19 protein-coding genes are annotated in these 16,733 nt (G+C 70.1%); 5 read left to right on the top strand and 14 right to left on the bottom strand.

The genetic code is table 11. The annotated features are described in order from the left end of the window. Positions 1-39: 39 nt before the first annotated feature. The 4 genes from FCG67_RS05355 to FCG67_RS05340 form a co-directional block, all read right to left on the bottom strand. Complete coding sequence (locus tag FCG67_RS05355; protein ID WP_136907787.1) at positions 40-687, bottom strand: SMI1/KNR4 family protein; 648 nt, start codon at positions 685-687, stop codon at positions 40-42. Between the two features lie 3 nt (positions 688-690). Next, on the bottom strand, positions 691-1,545 hold the full coding sequence (locus FCG67_RS05350; protein WP_136907785.1) for a siderophore-interacting protein: 855 nt from the start codon (positions 1,543-1,545) through the stop codon (positions 691-693). After that, positions 1,542-2,549 carry an ABC transporter substrate-binding protein gene (locus tag FCG67_RS05345; protein WP_136907783.1) on the bottom strand — a complete coding sequence of 336 codons (1,008 nt, stop codon included), beginning with the start codon at positions 2,547-2,549 and terminating at the stop codon, positions 1,542-1,544. The genes FCG67_RS05350 and FCG67_RS05345 overlap by 4 nt, the downstream gene beginning before the upstream one ends. A 92-nt stretch (positions 2,550-2,641) precedes the next feature. Then, positions 2,642-3,937 carry an Nramp family divalent metal transporter gene (locus FCG67_RS05340; protein WP_425467799.1) on the bottom strand — a complete coding sequence of 432 codons (1,296 nt, stop codon included), beginning with the start codon at positions 3,935-3,937 and terminating at the stop codon, positions 2,642-2,644. 149 nt (positions 3,938-4,086) lie between these two features. Here FCG67_RS05340 and FCG67_RS05335 point away from each other — a divergent pair, with 149 nt between their 5' ends. Next, complete coding sequence (locus tag FCG67_RS05335; protein WP_136907781.1) at positions 4,087-4,998, top strand: AurF N-oxygenase family protein; 912 nt, start codon at positions 4,087-4,089, stop codon at positions 4,996-4,998. Positions 4,999-5,070: 72 nt separating this feature from the next. After that, positions 5,071-6,774 (top strand): FAD-dependent oxidoreductase, encoded by a 1,704-nt coding sequence (locus FCG67_RS05330; RefSeq protein WP_136907779.1) that lies wholly within the window; start codon positions 5,071-5,073, stop codon positions 6,772-6,774. Positions 6,775-6,799: 25 nt separating this feature from the next. Here the strand turns inward: FCG67_RS05330 and FCG67_RS05325 are convergent, their stop codons facing one another. The 8 genes from FCG67_RS05325 to FCG67_RS05295 form a co-directional block, all read right to left on the bottom strand. After that, on the bottom strand, positions 6,800-7,519 hold the full coding sequence (locus tag FCG67_RS05325; protein ID WP_211243113.1) for a phosphatase PAP2 family protein: 720 nt from the start codon (positions 7,517-7,519) through the stop codon (positions 6,800-6,802). A 111-nt stretch (positions 7,520-7,630) separates the two neighbouring features. Next, on the bottom strand, positions 7,631-8,392 hold the full coding sequence (locus FCG67_RS05320) for an SDR family NAD(P)-dependent oxidoreductase (RefSeq protein ID WP_136907777.1): 762 nt from the start codon (positions 8,390-8,392) through the stop codon (positions 7,631-7,633). Between the two features lie 34 nt (positions 8,393-8,426). After that, entirely contained in the window at positions 8,427-9,209 is a 783-nt protein-coding gene (locus FCG67_RS05315) for an SDR family oxidoreductase (protein ID WP_136907775.1), read from the bottom strand. 5 nt (positions 9,210-9,214) lie between these two features. After that, positions 9,215-10,033: a MaoC/PaaZ C-terminal domain-containing protein gene (locus tag FCG67_RS05310; protein ID WP_136907773.1), complete on the bottom strand. Its 819-nt coding sequence runs from the start codon at positions 10,031-10,033 to the stop codon at positions 9,215-9,217. After that, on the bottom strand, positions 10,033-10,182 hold the full coding sequence (locus tag FCG67_RS24890) for a hypothetical protein (RefSeq protein ID WP_169310446.1): 150 nt from the start codon (positions 10,180-10,182) through the stop codon (positions 10,033-10,035). Before FCG67_RS24890 ends, FCG67_RS05310 begins: the two co-directional genes overlap by 1 nt. Continuing rightward, positions 10,179-11,294, bottom strand: a complete 1,116-nt coding sequence (locus FCG67_RS05305) for an acyl-CoA dehydrogenase family protein (protein ID WP_136907771.1) — start codon at positions 11,292-11,294, stop codon at positions 10,179-10,181. The genes FCG67_RS24890 and FCG67_RS05305 overlap by 4 nt, the downstream gene beginning before the upstream one ends. A gap of 13 nt (positions 11,295-11,307) precedes the next feature. Then, the gene (locus tag FCG67_RS05300; RefSeq protein WP_136907769.1) at positions 11,308-12,474 is read right to left on the bottom strand and encodes an acyl-CoA dehydrogenase family protein; all 1,167 of its coding nucleotides are present in this window, start codon (positions 12,472-12,474) and stop codon (positions 11,308-11,310) included. A gap of 61 nt (positions 12,475-12,535) precedes the next feature. After that, positions 12,536-13,963, bottom strand: coding sequence for an MFS transporter (locus FCG67_RS05295; RefSeq protein ID WP_246044860.1), 1,428 nt, complete (start codon positions 13,961-13,963; stop codon positions 12,536-12,538). Positions 13,964-14,132: 169 nt separating this feature from the next. Here FCG67_RS05295 and FCG67_RS05290 point away from each other — a divergent pair, with 169 nt between their 5' ends. Continuing rightward, positions 14,133-14,591 (top strand): nuclear transport factor 2 family protein, encoded by a 459-nt coding sequence (locus tag FCG67_RS05290; protein ID WP_136907765.1) that lies wholly within the window; start codon positions 14,133-14,135, stop codon positions 14,589-14,591. 22 nt (positions 14,592-14,613) lie between these two features. Here the strand turns inward: FCG67_RS05290 and FCG67_RS05285 are convergent, their stop codons facing one another. Then, complete coding sequence (locus tag FCG67_RS05285; protein WP_211243112.1) at positions 14,614-14,937, bottom strand: AzlD domain-containing protein; 324 nt, start codon at positions 14,935-14,937, stop codon at positions 14,614-14,616. Beyond that, positions 14,934-15,611, bottom strand: a complete 678-nt coding sequence (locus FCG67_RS05280) for an AzlC family ABC transporter permease (protein WP_136907763.1) — start codon at positions 15,609-15,611, stop codon at positions 14,934-14,936. Before FCG67_RS05280 ends, FCG67_RS05285 begins: the two co-directional genes overlap by 4 nt. A gap of 67 nt (positions 15,612-15,678) precedes the next feature. Here FCG67_RS05280 and FCG67_RS05275 point away from each other — a divergent pair, with 67 nt between their 5' ends. Both FCG67_RS05275 and FCG67_RS05270 read left to right on the top strand, forming a co-directional pair. Continuing rightward, a complete protein-coding gene (locus FCG67_RS05275) occupies positions 15,679-16,239 on the top strand; it encodes a helix-turn-helix domain-containing protein (RefSeq protein ID WP_136907761.1) in 561 nt (186 codons plus the stop codon). Positions 16,240-16,300: 61 nt separating this feature from the next. Beyond that, positions 16,301-16,714, top strand: a complete 414-nt coding sequence (locus FCG67_RS05270) for a DUF2628 domain-containing protein (protein ID WP_136907759.1) — start codon at positions 16,301-16,303, stop codon at positions 16,712-16,714. The last annotated feature ends 19 nt before the right edge of the window (positions 16,715-16,733 follow it).

The raw sequence follows: 16,733 nt of genomic DNA, 5'->3' as shown, positions 1-16,733 counted from the left end.
GATCAAGAGGTTGGGCGCTGCTTCGAGCAAAGAAGCATCTCACCCTTCGAGGACGAACTCCTCTGCTTGGTCGCGGAACCACGTGAGCGATGCATCAAGGTACGCCTCACCATCGGGCGCCACCAATGCGATCTGGTCGGGGTCGTGCACGTAGGAGATCACCTGACCGACCTCGCCCCCGGAACCCGGGTGGCAATCGGCGAACAGCACGATCGTGCTCCCGCCAAAGGCCGCGAACGGCACCCACGCGTCGAGGAACCATCCCGGGCGGATCCGACCATCGCGAGGCTCCGGCTCCTGCCAGCCCGAGAAGTTGCCTGCGATATCGCGCAGGCGATTGCGCAGCGCAAGGGCCTGCGACACGGACAGGAAGTCCGCACCTGTGAAGAAGCCCGGCCGCGCGAACACCGAGCTGTACGCTGCCCCGCCGTCGGCGACTCGCCACAGATCGACGAGCCAGTCCGCCACTCCGAACCCCAGCGACCCGAGCATCGCGTCTCGATTCGCGTCCGCCAACGGGGCCCGCAAATCGAGAGAAGCACCAGACTCCGTGTATACCTCTGCAACGGCGTCGAGATAGGCGCGAGGTGTCGTCATGTGCTCATCCCTTCGCTCCTCGGCGCCCAGAGCATGAACGGCTCCAGGGGATTCGATCGTATCCGCGACCACAAAACGCTCGATCAACACGGCCTAGCGGCTGGCGTGCTCGTCGTGTTCCCCGTCGAAGTCCGCGACCCCCCGCTTCCAGTAGCCGGTGATCAGGCAATCCGCCGGCCCGAGTCCCCATTCGTCACGCGCCCAAGCCCGCAGAGGTCGCAGCATGGTCGCCTCACCGGCGATCCAGGCGTAGGCCCGCTCGCCCGGGGGGACGGTGACCGTGCGCAGCGCCCTCTCGAGTACGTCCGCATGGCCGGCCGGGACGGCCCCCCGATGCAGCCACCGCACCTCGACGTCGGCAGGTGCGGCCAGTTCGATCTCCTCGGACGCGTCCGCCACCTCGACGAAGGCCCAGCCGGCCGCGTCCCGCGGCAGCGCCTCGAGCCAGCGCGCGATCGCGGGCAACGCGGTGATGTCGCCGGCGAGGAGGTAGCGGTCGTAGCTCGGCGGGACCACCAGCCCTCCCGGCGGGCCCGCGACGTGCACCCGGGTTCCCGGCGTTGCCGCCGCCGCCCACGTCGAGGCGAATCCGCCCGGATGCAGGGCGAAGTCGATGTCGAGCTCACCCGCGACCGGATCATGTCTACGGACGGTGTACTCCCGCGAGATGGGGAGCGGCCGAGACCATTTGAGGCTCAACCCGTCGCGCTCCGGCAGCCGCAGCGCGCCGTCTGCATCCGGGAAGATCAACCGCACGTGCTCATCGGGCACATGGGTCTCGAACCCATCCAGGTCCGGCCCGCCCAGGGTCAGGCGCAGCAACCCGGACCCGACCATCCGTGAGCCGAGGACCTCGAGCTCGCGCAGACCGATCGGGTAGGGCACCTTCGCGCCGCTCGCCCCGGCGAGCACAACGGCTATCCGCTCGAGATGAGCGCCCCGGTTCATCCGAAGCTCTTCTCGATCACGTCGAGCGTGGCCATCACGCCGTCGTAGTCGGGCCGATAGCTGGTCGCGGGCAGCTCGAATGCCTTGCCCCGCGCGATGGCCGGGAGGCGGGCGTAAAGCGGATCCTGCGCGAGTTCGGCCAGGGCCCGACCGGAGACGGGGACGACGAACGCCACGGGCGCGTCGGCGACCGTGGAGAGCAGCTCCGGGCTCACCTCGAAGGAATCGCCTGAACCGAAGAGCGGCGGATTGCCCGCCTTGCTCAGCACGTCGTCGGCAGCGAACCCGAGCTCGCCCAGCATCTCCGGCAGCGCCGCGGCGGGCGGGATGAGGAACGGCTTGTCGCTCCCCACCGACAGCAGGTAGACCGTCGGGCCCTCGGGCACCGCGATTGCGGACCGCACCTGCGCGACCCGGTCGTCGTAGGTGGTCATCATCGCCTGCACCCGATCGGAGCGCCCGGCCGCCTCCGCCACCAGCCGGAGCTGCTCCTTCCACGACGTCACAGTCTTGGGGATCAGGACCGTCGGGGCGATCGCGGCCAGCTGATCGTGGAGCTCCTCGGCCTGGACGGAGGTGACGCCCTGACCGCCCCCGATGATCAGATCGGGGTCTGCGGCCGCCACGGCCTCGATGTTGAGCTGCTCTCCCGCGGGCAGCTCCGTGGTGCCCTGTGCGATGGCCTTCGCCGACCAGGCGGGCGGGAAGCCGCCGTCGAAGTTCGTCACGCCCAGCACCCGGGTATCGGTGGCGACCACCGGCGCTTCCAGCGCGTAGAGGTAGCCGGCGAGCCCGCCGCTGAGAACCACGATCCGCTCGGCGGCGGCCGGCACCGTGACGGGTCCGCCGGCGGTCTCGATCACCCGGGTCTGCGGCTCGGCGGCCTCGGTCTCTGCGCCCGAACCGCAGCCGGCGATCGCAGCGACCGCGATGGCGAGCAGCCCGATCAGCGCGATCACGCGCCGGCCCTTCCGAGCCGCGAGCGGCGACGATGTGGAACTCATGACTCTCCCGATGTGTCCGATTTGTTTGGTTAGGCTAATCAAATCAGACCCCCTCGGTCCGTGGTGGACCTACGTTTCGGGGCGGGTGGGCGTCAGGCGCCGGTGACGGTGAGGACCAGCAGAGCGAGGTTCAGCGCGACGATGACGGCCGTCGCCGCCCAGGCCGCGACGGTGGTTCCGCGCCGGTTGAGGTGCTCGCCCATCAGCCCGCGCTCGGATGTCATCCGCACCAACGGCACGAGCGCGAACGGGATGCAGAAGCTCAGCACCACCTGACTGATCACCAGCGACAGCGTCGGATCGGCGCCCATCGCGAGCACGACAAGCGCCGGGATGAGCACCAGGGTCCGGCGCAGCAGCATCGGGATCCGGAAGTGCAGCAGGCCCGACATGATCTCGGCACCCGCGGCGCAGCCGACCGAGGTGGACGCAAGACCCGAGGCCAGCAGGCCGATCGCGAAGATCACCGCGACCGCGGGGCCGAGCGCGCTGGAGATGGCCGCGTGCGCGCCGGCGATCGTGTCGGTTCCCTCGATCCCGCGCAGCGCGGACGCGGCCAGCAACAGCATCGCGATGTTGACCGAGCCGGCGACGATCAGCGCGCCGACGACGTCGATCTTGGTGGCCTTGAGCAACCGGGGCAGCCTGCCCGGCTCGATGTCGCGTCCGTGCCGGTCGCGTGCGAGCGCCGAGTGCAGATAGATCGCGTGCGGCATCACGGTCGCGCCGAGCATGCTCGCCGCCAGCAGCACGGTCTCGGTGCCCTCGAAGCGCGGCACCAGCCCGGCCAGCGCCTCGCCGCCCGACACGTCGGTGAACGCCAGCCCGCTGACGAAGCCGAGCGTGATGATCGCGAGCATGCTGATCACGACGAACTCGAAGGTCCGCTGGCCGCGGCTCTGGGTGGCGAGGATCGCCATCGACACGACGCCGGTGATGAGGCCGCCGAGCGGCAGCGGCACCCCGAACAGCAGGTTGAGGGCGATGGCGCCGCCGATCACCTCAGCGAGGTCGGTGGCGACCGCGGCCAGTTCGGCCTGGACCCAGAATGCCTTGCGCTGGGCAGGGCGGAGTCGGTCGCCGAGCAGCTCCGGGAGCGAGCGCCCGGTGACCAAGCCAAGTTTCGCGGAGAGGTACTGCACCAGCACGGCCATCGCGTTGGCCAGCACCAATACCCACACCAGCAGGTAGCCGTACTTGGCGCCCGCGGTCAGGTTCGAGGCGACGTTGCCCGGATCGACATACGCGATCGCGGCGACGAATGCCGGCCCGGCCAGAGCGATGAGACGGCCCTTGGCCGAGCCGTTACGCCTGGGCGCGCGCTCCGGCGTCGTGACGCCGAGCTCCTCCACTGACAACGCCGTCCCCCTGTCGATCCGTGCATCCACCACTCTAGTTCGCTAGACCATATCAGGAAGTTTGGTGAGCCAAACTTTGATCCGCCTGGACAGCCGTCCGGTGACAGTTGTCACACCACGGGGGTAGATGTACAGTCGCAGTACCTGTTACTCGGTGTCACACAAATGGAGGACTGCCAATGACGACCGCTATGCCGCTGCAGCGCCCCGCGATCTCCGACCGCGAAGAAACAGCGAAGCGGTTGCTGGCATCCTCCGCCCGCAAGTCCTACGACCCGATGATCGAGGTCGACTGGGAGGCACCGGTACCGGACGACAAGTACGGCCTCACCCCCGAATGGAGCACCCTCTACGGCACCGCGCTGTGGGACGAGATGACCCTCGAGCAGAAGGTCGAGCTCACCAAGCACGAATGCGCCAGCGTCGCAGGCGTCGGGCTGTGGTTCGAGATCCTGCTCATGCAGATGCTGCTGCGCGACGTGTACGGACGCGACAAGCACTCCCGGCACGTGCAGTTCGCGCTCACCGAGGTCGCGGACGAGTGCCGTCACTCGGTGATGTTCGGCCGAGCCGGCGAGCGGCTCGGCATGCCCAGCTACGGCCCGCACCCCGTCATCCACAAGCTGGGCCGGATCTGGGGCGGATTCTTCAAGGGGGCCAACGCCTACGCCAGCGTAATGGCCGCCGAGGAGATCCTCGACATGATGCAGCGCGACTTCATGAAGGACGAGCGCGTGCAGCCGATCACCCGCACGGTCAGCAAGATCCACGTCCTCGAGGAGGCCCGGCACATCCGCTTCGCCCGCGAGGAGGTCGGTCGCCGCCTGGAGGGCGCGAGCCGGGCGCGACTGGCGGTGGAGCGGGTCAACACGGCGGTCGTCGTCTACTTCGTGATGAAGTCGATGATCAACAAGGACGTCTACGCGAACGCCGGTCTCGATCCGGAGCGCGCCATCGCCGAAGCCAAGGCCAACGCGCACTACAAGGACAAGGTCCGCACGTCCGGCGCCAAGCTCATGCAGTTCCTCGACAGCGCCGGCCTCGTCGGCGGCCCGTCCAAGCGCCTCTACAAGAAGGTCAACCTGCTCTGATCGCGCGGTCGGGCCGAACCCGACCGGCGATCCGACCCGCAGCCCCAGCTCCCGCCCCTAGGAACGACTCCCATGGCATACGTGATCACCCAGGCGTGCTGCAACGACGCCTCCTGCGTTGCGACCTGTCCGGTGAACTGCATTCACCCGACGCCGGACGAGGCGCAGTTCAGGACCACCGAAATGCTGTACATCGAGCCGGACACCTGCATCGACTGCGGGGCCTGCGTGGATGCCTGCCCGGTCGCCGCGATCTTCCCCGCGGACCAGCTGTCCGAGGCGGACGCGCGATACGCGGAGATCAACGCGAACTACTACGAGAAGTACCCGTTGCAGGAGGGCTGGCAGCCCCTCCCGGCGACCGAGGCCAAGCGCGTCGATCTCGGCACCCTGCGGGTCGCCATCGTCGGCGCGGGGCCTGCCGCGTCGTATGCCGCCGAGCAGCTCCTGGTGCACTCGGACGTCGAGGTCGAGGTGTTCGAAAAGCTACCGACCCCGTGGGGGCTGATCCGCGCGGGTGTCGCGCCCGATCACCCAGGCACCAAGGTCATCACCGACGCGTTCGAGTGGACGGCAGCCAAGGACGGCTTCCAGTTCCACCTCAACGTCGAGGTGGGCAAGCACCTGAGCCACGACGAGCTGATGGCCAACCACCACGCGGTGATCTACGCGGTTGGCGCCTCCAGCGACCGCAGACTCGACATCCCCGGCGAGGACCTGCCCGGCAGCCACGCCGCCACCGAGTTCGTGGCCTGGTACAACGGCCACCCGGACTACGCCGATCGCGAGTTCGACCTGTCCGGCGAGCGCGCGGTCATCGTCGGCAACGGCAACGTCGCGATCGACGTGGCCCGCGTGCTCACCATGGACATCGCCGAGCTCGCCAAGACCGATATCGCCGATCACGCGCTGGAGGCCCTGCGCCACAGCAACATCCGCGAGGTGGTGCTGCTCGGGCGTCGCGGGCCCGCCCAGGCCGCGTATTCCACGCCCGAGTTCCTCGCCCTCGGTGAGCTCGAGAACGTCGACGTGGTGATCGACCCTGCCGAGCTCGAGCTCGACGAACTCAGCGCCCGCCTGCTCGAGAACGGCGAGTACGAACCGTCCACCGAATTCAAGGTGCAGCTCGCCCGCGAGTTCGCCGAACGCACGAGCACTCCCGGCCGCAAGCGGATCGTCTTCCGCTACCTGGCCTCGCCGACGGCGCTACTCGGCACCGATCGCGTCGAGGCCGTCGCCGTCGCGCGCAACGAGCTGGTCGCCGGGACCGACGGTTCGCCGAGCGCCCGGCCGACCGCGGACTCCGAGACGCTGGCGGCATCCCTGGTGCTGCGCTCGATCGGCTACCGCGGGCGGCCACTAACGGGCGTCCCGTTCGACGAGCGACGCGGGACCATCCCCAACGACAACGGCCGGGTGCTCGAGTCCGCCGGGGGTGCACCCGTCGACGGCGTCTACGTCACCGGCTGGATCAAGCGTGGACCGTCGGGCGTGATCGGGACCAACAAGGCCTGCGCCAAGGAGACCGTCCGCGGGCTGCTCGAGGACTTCCAGTCCGGCAGCCTCAGCCGCCCGGTCGGCAGCCGCAAGGACCTGACCAAGCTGGTCGCGCAGCGCCAGCCCGCCCGGATCGACTACCGCGGCTGGCAGGCGATCGACGCCGCCGAGCGGGCAGGCGGCGCCGCATCCGGTCGGCCGCGCGTCAAGATCACCGATGTCGACGAGATGCTCGGTGTGGCCAGGGTCCGCCGCCGCCTCCCGCTGATCCGGCGCTGACCCGGATGGGCGCCTCCCCGGCTGATCAGTACCGGGGCTCGCCCGCCGGTACTGCGCCGCCGAGGCCGACCCTCCGCAACAGGTGCGCGGTGACCGGGGTCAACACGATCGCGACAGCCACCGCGATCGACGCGCCGAACACCAGGCCCGCCGCCACGTCGTGCGGGTAGTGCACGCCGCTGACGACGCGCAGCATCGCGACCACGACCGCCGACGCGGCCGCGAGCACGCACAGCCATATCCGACGCGCGGCGTAGGAGGCGAGCACCACCGCGGTCGCCAGCGCGGCGGCGATGCCCGAGTGGTTGCTCGGGAACGACCAGTCCCCCATCGGCGGACACTCGGCGAGCGCGTGCACCCCGGGGACCGCCGTGCACGGCCGCTCCTCGGTGACGACCGACTTCACCGCGAGCGTCGCGAGCGCAGACGCCGCCGCGCCCGCGCCGCCCGCGAGCCCGACCGCGAGGGTGCGGGTGTCGCCGCGCCCCCACCACAGCGCCGCCGCGAGCATCGCCGCGAGCGCGAACAGCAGCGCCTCCGCCGCCAGCTCGGTGAGGGTGCCCATCTCGCTCGGCCACGAGCTGGTGACGGCGTCGACCTGCCGGTACAGCGACGTCGAGGCGCCGAACACCGGGTTGGTGGCGACCTCGGACGGGCCGAACACCGCGAGGATCCCGGCGGCGAGGATCAGGGCGGCAACGGCGAGCGGCCAGTGCCGCGGTGGGGAGGGAAGGCGATCACGCATCCGCGGGAATTTACCCAGGGAAACTGGCAGGAAACTGAGAGTGAACAACTCCGCCCTGTGAGTCCTTATGGCCCTATCCGGACCGAAAGGACTCACGGGCGGCGCAGGCGCCTACCCCCAGCGGGACTGGCCGCCGTCGAGCGGGATGGTGGCGCCGGTGAGGTAGCGGGCGTCCTCGCCGACCAGGAACACAACGGCCCGGCCGATATCGGCTTCCGGCTCGCCGACGCGGCCGAGCGGGATGCCGGCGACGAACTCGGCGGCCTCCTCCGGATTCTTGTTCATCCACCACTTCAGCGCGGGCGTGAGTGCATGCGGGGCAACGTTGTTCACCCGAATGCCGTCACGGCCCCACTCGGACGCGGCGGCGCGGGTCAGCACCCGCATGCCCTCCTTGATGGAGCCGTACACGCCGTAACCGCCCGCGTCCCACCGGACCGCCGCCGAGGTCACCAGGTTGATGATCGAGCCACCGCCGCGCGCGACCATGTGCGGATGACAGGCCTGCATCAGCCGCAGCGTCGCGAGCGGTCCGGAGGCAAACGCCCGCTCGAACTCCCCATCCTTGACATCGAGCAGCTTGCCGGGCATGGCGTCGTTGGCATTGTTCACCAGGATATCGACGCCGCCGAGTTCGGTGACGGTCTTGTCCACCGCCGCCGCGATGTCGTCGCTGTCCGAGACGTCGCAGCGCACGGGGATCGCGGTGCCCCCGAACTCACGGATCGCGGCGACCGTGGTGTCGAGCTTGGATTCGGTCCGTCCGGCCACCGCAATGGCGACGCCCTCCTTGGCGAGGGCGAACGAGATGCCCTGACCGATCCCCTGACCCGCACCCGTGATCAGCGCGACCTTTCCGTCGAGAGTCCCCATGTGCAGTGCTCCGATCCTTGAGAATGCGTGTGGCTCAGCCGAGCTCGGGATGGGTTGCAATGTAGCGCGCCGGGTACTCGCCGCCACCGTGAACGGCGATGTCGGCCCCGTTCACATAGGAGGACAGCGGACCGCCGAGGAACAGGCACGCGCCTGCGATGTCCGCAGGCACCGCCATCCGGCCGATCGGCAGCGTCCGGGTGACCGCCGCTCCCCCGTCCGCGCCGTACACCGACGCGGCGGCCTCCGTGCGGATCAGCCCGGTGGTGATGTGATTGACCCGGACCTTCGGCGCCCACTCGAGCGCCAGGGCCCTGGTCAGCACCAACAGGCCACCCTTGGCGGCCGAGTACGCGGCGGTGCCGGGCTGCGGGTCGTGCGCGGAGACCGAGCCGATGTTGATGATCGACCCGCCCTCCTGCTGTGCCTGCATCAGCCGGTTTGCGGCCTGCGCAACGTAGAAGGGCGCCAACAGGTTCAGCGCGACGATCTTCTCCACGAATCGGGGCGAGACCTCGGCGGCGTCGGCATCGGGCGAGCCACCGGCGTTGTTGACCAGCACGTCCAGCCGGCCCATCGCCCTATGCGCGTCCTCGACCATCGCCCGGACCGCATCCGGGTCGCGCACGTCGACCGACCGGAACTCGGCGCGGCGACCGTCCGCCTCGGGCAGCGCGTCCGGTTCGGTACGGGCGCACACCAGCACCCGGGCGCCTGCGGCCAGGAACGTCTCGGCGACCACGCGCCCGATGCCCTTGGTGCCGCCGGTCACCAGGACGGCGCGGCCGGCGAAGTCGGCGGGATTGGCGACACCCATCGCGGTCAGCCCGCGAACCGGGCGCGCGCGCCCGCGATCGCCACGGTGTCCGCGCCGACCTCGAACTCGACCGCGCCGCCGTCGCGCCAGCCGCGTACGGGCAGCACCTGCCCGGGGAACACCGGCGCGGAGAACCGCCCCGACAGCTCCACCAGGTCGGCGGGGTGCGCGCCGAGCGCGCGCGCCAGCGGCAGCGTGCTCGCGGCCAGGGTGCACAGTCCCTGCAGGATCGGACGCGGCTGGCCGATGCGCTCGGCGGCCGCCGGGTCGATGTGGATGTGGTGGAGGTCGCCGGTCAGCCGGTAGAGCGCGGCCTGGTTCTCGAAGGTCGCCAGCTCCGTCGACAGGTTCGGCTCACCCTCCGGCGCCGGGGGCTTGGACGGGCCCCGCTCGCCGCCGAAGCCGCCGTACCCGGGCGCGAACAGCGACCAGGTCGCCACGAAGTACTCGCACTCGACGCGCACCTCGAACACCGCGGCGGCGCCCTTGTCCCAGACCTCGCCGACGGAGGCGGTCAGGGTCAGCTCGCCGCTGCGCGGCAGCGGCCTGAGCACCTTCAATTCCTGCGACCCGTGCAATGCGGTCTTGGTGTCGAAGGCACCGCGTGAGCCCAGCTCGTCGGGGGCCCACTGCGCGAGGGTCAGCGCGAACGTCGGCAGCACGCGCAGCCGGTCCTCGAACACCAGGTCCAGCTCGCTCGCGGCGGCGCCGACCGCGAGCGCGTAGACGATCGCGTCCCGCTCGGTGTAGCTGACGGTCCTGGTGCCCAGGTCCGCGCCGCGCCAGCGGCCCGCGTTCGAGGTGTCGGTCTCGGTGGTGCTCATCAGGCTGCTCCCAGTATCAGTCCGCTGGTCGGCGCGGCTGTTCCCGCCGACACCAGCACGTTGTCCACTCTCGTCGCACCGTACTGACGGATGTGGTGCCGGGCGAACATCGCGACCCACTGGGCGGGAACCACCCTCGCCGCGATCATGCACCCACCTCGACGCCCGATGCGAGGAGTGCGCCCAGGCGAGCCAGGTCCGAGCTCGCGCCGCCGAGGGTGGCCGCGATCTGTTTGCCCCACAACAGGTGCCGGTGCACCGGGTAATCGGTGTCCACACCCATGCCGCCGTGCACGTGGGTGGTCCGGTGCACCACGCGCTGACCGCCGTCGGTCGCCCACCACTTCGCGACGAGCACCGAGGTGCCGGGATCCGCGCCGGCGGCGAGCAGCACCGCCGCCTGCCACAGGGTGACCCGCATGGCCTCGAGGTCGATGTAGCAGTCCGCGAGCTGGTGGCTCACGGCCTGGAAGGTCGCCAGCGGGCGCCCGAACTGCTTGCGCTCGTTGAGATAGGCAACGGCCTGGGACACCGCGCCGGAGCCGACACCGAGCTGGATCGCGGCCAACGCGAGCTCGGTGCGGTCCAGCAGCCAGGACACGGCGGACCCGTCGGCCGGGCCGAGCAACTCCACCGCGGCGCCCGAGAACTCGACGTTGGCGCAGATCTCGTGGGTGGTGGACTGCGTCCGCACGACGCTCACGCCGTCGCCGGAGAGGTCGACGAGGAACAGGGCGGCGCCGGATCCGGTGGTCGCCGACACGACCGCCCGGTGCGCGAGGTGCGCCACCGGTACCGCGGCCTTCGCGCCGTCGAGGCGCCACACGCCGTCGGCGGACGCGGCGGCGGTGGTCTCGGGGTCGCCCGCGACGTAGGGCCCGAACTCCTCGAGCCCGACGGTGAGGAAGGTGCTGCCCTCGGCGACGCCTGGCACAAGCGCGTTGCGCTGATCCACGGTCCCGAACTCGGAAACAGCCAGCGCCGCAATGGCGGTCGGCCAGATCGGCACGGGCGCGACGTGGCGACCCTGCTGTTCGAGCAGGACATACAGCTCGGCGACGCCCAGTCCCCCGCCGCCGAGATCCTCGGGCAGGGCGATGCCGAGTAGTCCGGTGGCCGCCAGCTCACGCCAGAGGTCGCGGTCCACGCGGTCCTCGGTGGCCTCCACCGCCTTGACCCGGTCGATGCCCGCCTTGCTCGTGAAAACCTCGTCGGCGAGGGCGCGGATCGCCTCTTGCTCTTCGCTGAAGTCGAAGTCCATCAGTGCTCCTCGCTCATCTGACCCTCTTCTCCCGGACCAGGCCCAAACCGATGGTGCCGACCATGTCGCGCAGCACCTCGTTGACTCCGCCGCCGAAGGTGTTCACCACGCCCTGGCGGGAGATCTGCTCGATCTGGCCGGCCAGGATCGCGCCCGGCGACTCCGGCCGGATCCGGCCCGCGGCGCCGAGGATGCCGAGCAGGGTGCGGTACACGTCGACGTGCGTCTCGGTGCCATACGCCTTGGTCGCACCCTCGTCGGCACCGGACAGGGTGTCCCGAGCGACCGCCGAGGTCATCTTCCAGTTCAGCAGACGCATCGCCTCGAGCTTGGCGTGGGTGCGCGCGAAATCCTGCTGTACCCATGGAATCTCGATGGTGCCGTTCGCGCGCGACCAATCGAGCACCTGGTTCCACAGCCCGTAGGTCCGGCCACCGAGGGCCGCCAGACCGATCCGTTCGTGGTTGAGCTGTGCGGTGATCAGCTGCCAACCGCCGTTGACCTCGCCGACGACGTCCTGGTCGGTGACCCGGATACCGGTGTAGTAGGTGGAGGTGACCATCAGGCCGCCCACCGTGTTGATCGGCGACCAGGAGAAGCCCGGGTCGTCGGTCGGGACGATCAGGATGGAGATGCCCCTGTGTTTGGGCGCCTCGGGATCGGTGCGGCAGGCCAGCCACACATAGTCGGCGGTGTTCGCGCCGGAGGTGAAGATCTTGTTGCCGTCGATCACCCAGCCGTCGCCGTCGCGGATCGCACGGGTGGTGAGTGAGGCGAGGTCGGTGCCGGCCTCGGGTTCGGTGTACCCGATCGCGAAGACGATGTCCCCGGCGAGGATGCCGGGCAGGAACCTGTCCTTCTGCTCCTGCGTGCCGTACTTCATCAGGGTCGGGCCGACGGTGTTCACCGTGACGAACGGGAAGGGCAGACCGGCCCGCTGGACCTCGTCGAAGAACACGAACTGCTCCTCGATGGAGCGGCCCTGTCCGCCGTATTCGACCGGCCAGCCGATGCCGAGCCAGCCGTCGCGGCCGAGCAGCCTGACGATCTCGCGGAAGTGCTCGCCGCCGACGCCCTGCTCACCGGCGGTGCGGCGCTTCTGCTCCGGCAGCAGCGTGGCGAAGTACGCGCGCAGCTCGCGGCGCAGCTCGGTCTGCGCGGCCGACTCCCTCAGGTCCATCGATGCTCTCCCCTCTCTCGCGGCGCTTGCGCAGGTCACGTGCGCTCGCGCGAATGGGACGCTACGGAGCGGCGCGGATCCGGTCCGGTTCAGTCTCACTCAGCGGCAGATCCTGCGGGCGGACTTCGTCGCCCGGGATGAACACCGCGACCAGCAGCGCGACAAGCGCCGCGGCCGATCCGATCCCGAACACCAGCGCGTACGCGCCCGCCGTCGGGAACTGCACGCCCGCGACCTGCATCATCGACGCCGTGGTGACCGCCGCGACGACCGCGCTGCATGCGGAGGTACCGATGGAACGCGCCAGCGAGTTGAGGCTGTTCGCGGCCGCGGTCTCGGAAACCGGAACGGCGCGCATGATCATCGCCGGGACCGCCCCGTAGGCGAAGGCGGCGCCGATCGCGGTCACCGCGATGCACGCGACGATCACGCCCAGCTGGTGCGGCACCAGCGCGCGCGTGAGATTGGCGACCAGCAGGATGACGGCGCCGAGCATGAACGTCGTCCGCGGCCCCCTGCGCCGCGAGATGTGCGCGGACACCGGCGAGAAGGCGATCATCATCAGGCCGCCGGGCAGCAGCGCGATCCCGCTGAGCGTCAGCGACATCCCGTATCCGTACCCCGTCGCGGCAGGCGCCTGGAAGATCTGTGCGCTCACCATGAACGAGGTGAACATGGCGAAGCCGATCAGGATCGAGGCGATGTTCGTCAGCAGCACCTGCCGTCGAGCGGAGACACGCAGGTCCACCAGCGGGCGCTTGACGCCGGTCGAGGCCAGCCGCAGCTCGTAGACGCCCCAGAGCAGGAACAATGCGGTCGACCCCGCGAACAGCCCGAGGACCACCGCGCTGGACCAGCCCCAGTTGTTGCCCTGCGTCACCGCGAGCAGCAGGCAGACCAGCGCCGCGGACAGCCCCACAGCCCCCACCAGGTCGAACCTCCCGCCGGTCCGCACCGGCGACTCGGGTACCAGCGCCCAGACGGTGACGATCTCGATGATCCCGAGCACGGCCGCGCCACCGAAGAGCCAATGCCAGCTCAGGTGCTCCGCGACCACGCCGGTCAGCGGCAGCCCGATGGCGCCGCCCGCGCCGAGGGTCGAGCTCATCAACGCGATGCCCGAGCCGACCCGATCCTCGGGCAGCTCGTCGCGCATGATGCTGATGCCCAGCGGGATGACGCCCATCGCGGTGCCCTGCAGCGCCCGAGCGACGAGCACCACCGCGAACTCGTCGGAGACCGCACCGAGGGCACTGCCCAGCACCATCACGGCCAGCGCGATCAGCAGCATCCGGCGCTTGCCGAACATGTCGCCGAGCCGGCCCAGCACGGGAGCGCAGACCGCGCCCGCGATCAGGGTCGCGGTCACCAGCCAGGCCGCGTTCGAGGCGGAGGTGTTCAGCAGCCGCGGGAACTCGGGGAGCAGCGGCATCACGATCGTCTGCATCAGCGAGACCGCGATGCCGCAGGAGGCCAGGGCGATGACCACGAGTCGGGCGGACGTCGGCCTCCCGACAATCGGTTGTGTGGCCAACATTCCTCCAGACAGAGTTCTCGACCCCGATCATGCGCCCGCGCAGCCGAATCCCGGAGCACATTTCCCGCTCAGCGGGCGCGGGCGCGGTCCGAACCCGCAGCCGGCGTCGCATACTCGGGACATGAGCACTCACAACCACGCCGACCGACTCGATCTCACCGATCTGGTCGGACGGTACGCGGCGGCGGTGGACGGCCGTGACACCGCCGCCCTCGCCGCGCTGTTCACCACGGATGCCGAGTTCGTTCAGCCCTCCGCGCTCGTCCGGCGCGGTCAGAGCCCCACCGTCGCGGGCCCCGAGCAGATCACCGCGACGGTGCTCGGGGCGGTCGGGCACCTGCACTCGACGCACCACGCGGTCGGGCAGCAGGTGCTCACCGTGGAGGGGGACGCCGCGGACGGCCTGGTCTATTGCCAGGCGCACCACATCTACCGGGTCGAGGACGGGTTCCGTGACAACAGCCTCGCCATCCGTTACCGGGACAGCTACCGGCGCGTGGACGGTCGATGGCTGGTCGCCCGCCGCGAGCTGACCGTCGACTTCGCGGAGGACCGACCGGTGACGGTTCCCGGCACCTGACCACCCTTCCCGGGGCCCTCGATCAGGGGACGCCGAGCAGCCGCAGTCCGGCTGCCGTCGCCGCCGCGGCGAGCACGGCCACCAGGAAGGGCGCCTTGCGCCAGGCGAGCACCCCGCCGACCAGCACGCCCAGCGGTCGTGCGATGCCGGCCGCGCCCTGGTCCTGCGTCAGCGCCGTGGTGGCGGCGACCGCGACCAGTAACACCACCGCGGCCGTCCCCATCAGCTTCTCCACCCGATCCGGCACGACCACCCGGGTCCGCAGCGCGGGGCCCGCGAATCGGAAGGCGAACGTTCCCGCCGCCAACACGAGTATCGAAACCATCAGTACCGCAGACACGTTCACCGAACCGCCACCTTTCGTACGCCGCCGGCACAGAGCCCAACGAGCGCCAGCAACACCGGGATGCCCGCGGGCAGGAACGGTGTCGCGGCCAGCGCCACGCCCGCGCCGACCAGTGCCGCCCGAGCGGTGGCCAGATCCCGCAGCGCCGGAATCACCAGCGCCAGTAGCACCGTGGGGAACATCGCGTCGAGTCCGAGAACGTCGGTGTCGCCGATGACGCTGCCCGCGGTCGCGCCGATCAGCGCCCCGGCGGGCCAGCAGACCAGGATCCCGATGCCGCACAGCCAGTAGGCGGCGCGCCTGCGCGCCGCCTCGTCCTGACCGAGCGCGAAGACCGCGCTCTCGTCGTTGAGGATGTGGCTGCCCAGCATCCGCCGCCAGCCACCGCCGGTCACGTCGCCGACCGCCAGACCGAACGGCAGGTGCCGCGCGTTGACGAGCAGGCCAGCGGCGAGCGCGGCGAGCGGGCTGCCGCCTGCCGCAACGATGCCGACGAACAGGAACTCCGAAGCGCCCGCGAGGACCAGCCCGGCCATCAGCACGGGCAGCCACGGCGCGAACCCGAGACCGACCGCGATGGCGCCGTAGGACACGCCGACGATCCCGTCGGCGAGGCACACCAGGGCGATGTCTGCCCGGAGCCCGCGATCAAGTGTTCGCCATGTCGAACGCATGGCTTTTATAATGAACAGGGTGCCAAGTGTTCGTCAAGTCGAACAATACGACCGATACAGTGAACACATGGCACCGGAGGGGAAGGCACCGCTGGACGCGATCGCGTCCGCGCTGCGGCAGGAACGCGAACGGGCCGGGCTCTCGCTCACCGAGGTCGCCCGGCGGGCCGGGGTGGCCAAGTCGACGCTGTCCCAGCTCGAGGCGGGCACGGGTAATCCCAGCGTGGAGACGCTGTGGGCACTGTGCACCGCGCTCGACATCCAGATCTCGCGGCTGCTCGATCCGCCGCGACCGAGGGTGCAGGTGATCCGTGCCGACGAGGGCCCGGCGCTGCATTCTGATCGGGCCGACTACCAGGCCACGCTGGTCGCCTCCTGCCCGCCCAACGCACGCCGCGATGTCTACCGGATCGCGGCCGAACCCGGTCCCGCGCGCGAGTCACAGCCGCACCCGCCCGGTGTCATCGAGCACGTCGTGCTCAGCGCAGGCCGGGCCCTGGTCGGGGTGACCCCGAATCCCGTCGAACTCGGCCCCGGCGACTACATCGCGTACCCGGGCGATGTCGCGCACGTGTTCCAGGCGCTCGAGCCCGGCACCCGCGCGGTGATGATCTCCGAGCACACCTGAGCTCCACCACCCCAGCACCTCGACCGGGAACCGAATCCCGACGGCGTGCGTCCAACTGGTCATGACGCCGACACACCTGAACTCGACCGCCCCCGCCCCCGTCTCCGGACTGAGCGAGAGGTGGATGTTCCGGTTCGGCTTCTTCGCGCAGCACGGACTGCCCGGATTCTGGAAGAACAGCCCCGAGTGGGTCGCCGCGTTCAAGGCATTGCCCTTCGGTCGACGGATGACCGTCCAGTTCAACTGGCTGGCCGCGCTTTTCGGCGTCTTCTACCTGTTCGCCAAGGGCCTGTGGCGGAAGGCCGTGGCATTCATCGCACTCGGCGTCACCTATGGCGTGGTCGCGACGTTCGGGGACACCCCCGAGTGGGTGGACCGTGGCGTCGCAATCGGTCTCCTCGCCTTCTGCGCGACCCGAGCGAACGTGTACGTCTACGAGAAGAAGGTCCTCGGCAAGCACACCTGGTCGCTGTAGCAGGGCCTACGGGATCGGT

The sequence above is a fragment of the Rhodococcus oryzae genome (genome assembly GCF_005049235.1).
GTDB classification, from domain to species: domain Bacteria; phylum Actinomycetota; class Actinomycetes; order Mycobacteriales; family Mycobacteriaceae; genus Rhodococcus_G; species Rhodococcus_G oryzae.
The sequence above is the reverse complement of the archived record's forward strand: the minus strand, read 5'-3'. Positions and strand labels throughout refer to the sequence as shown.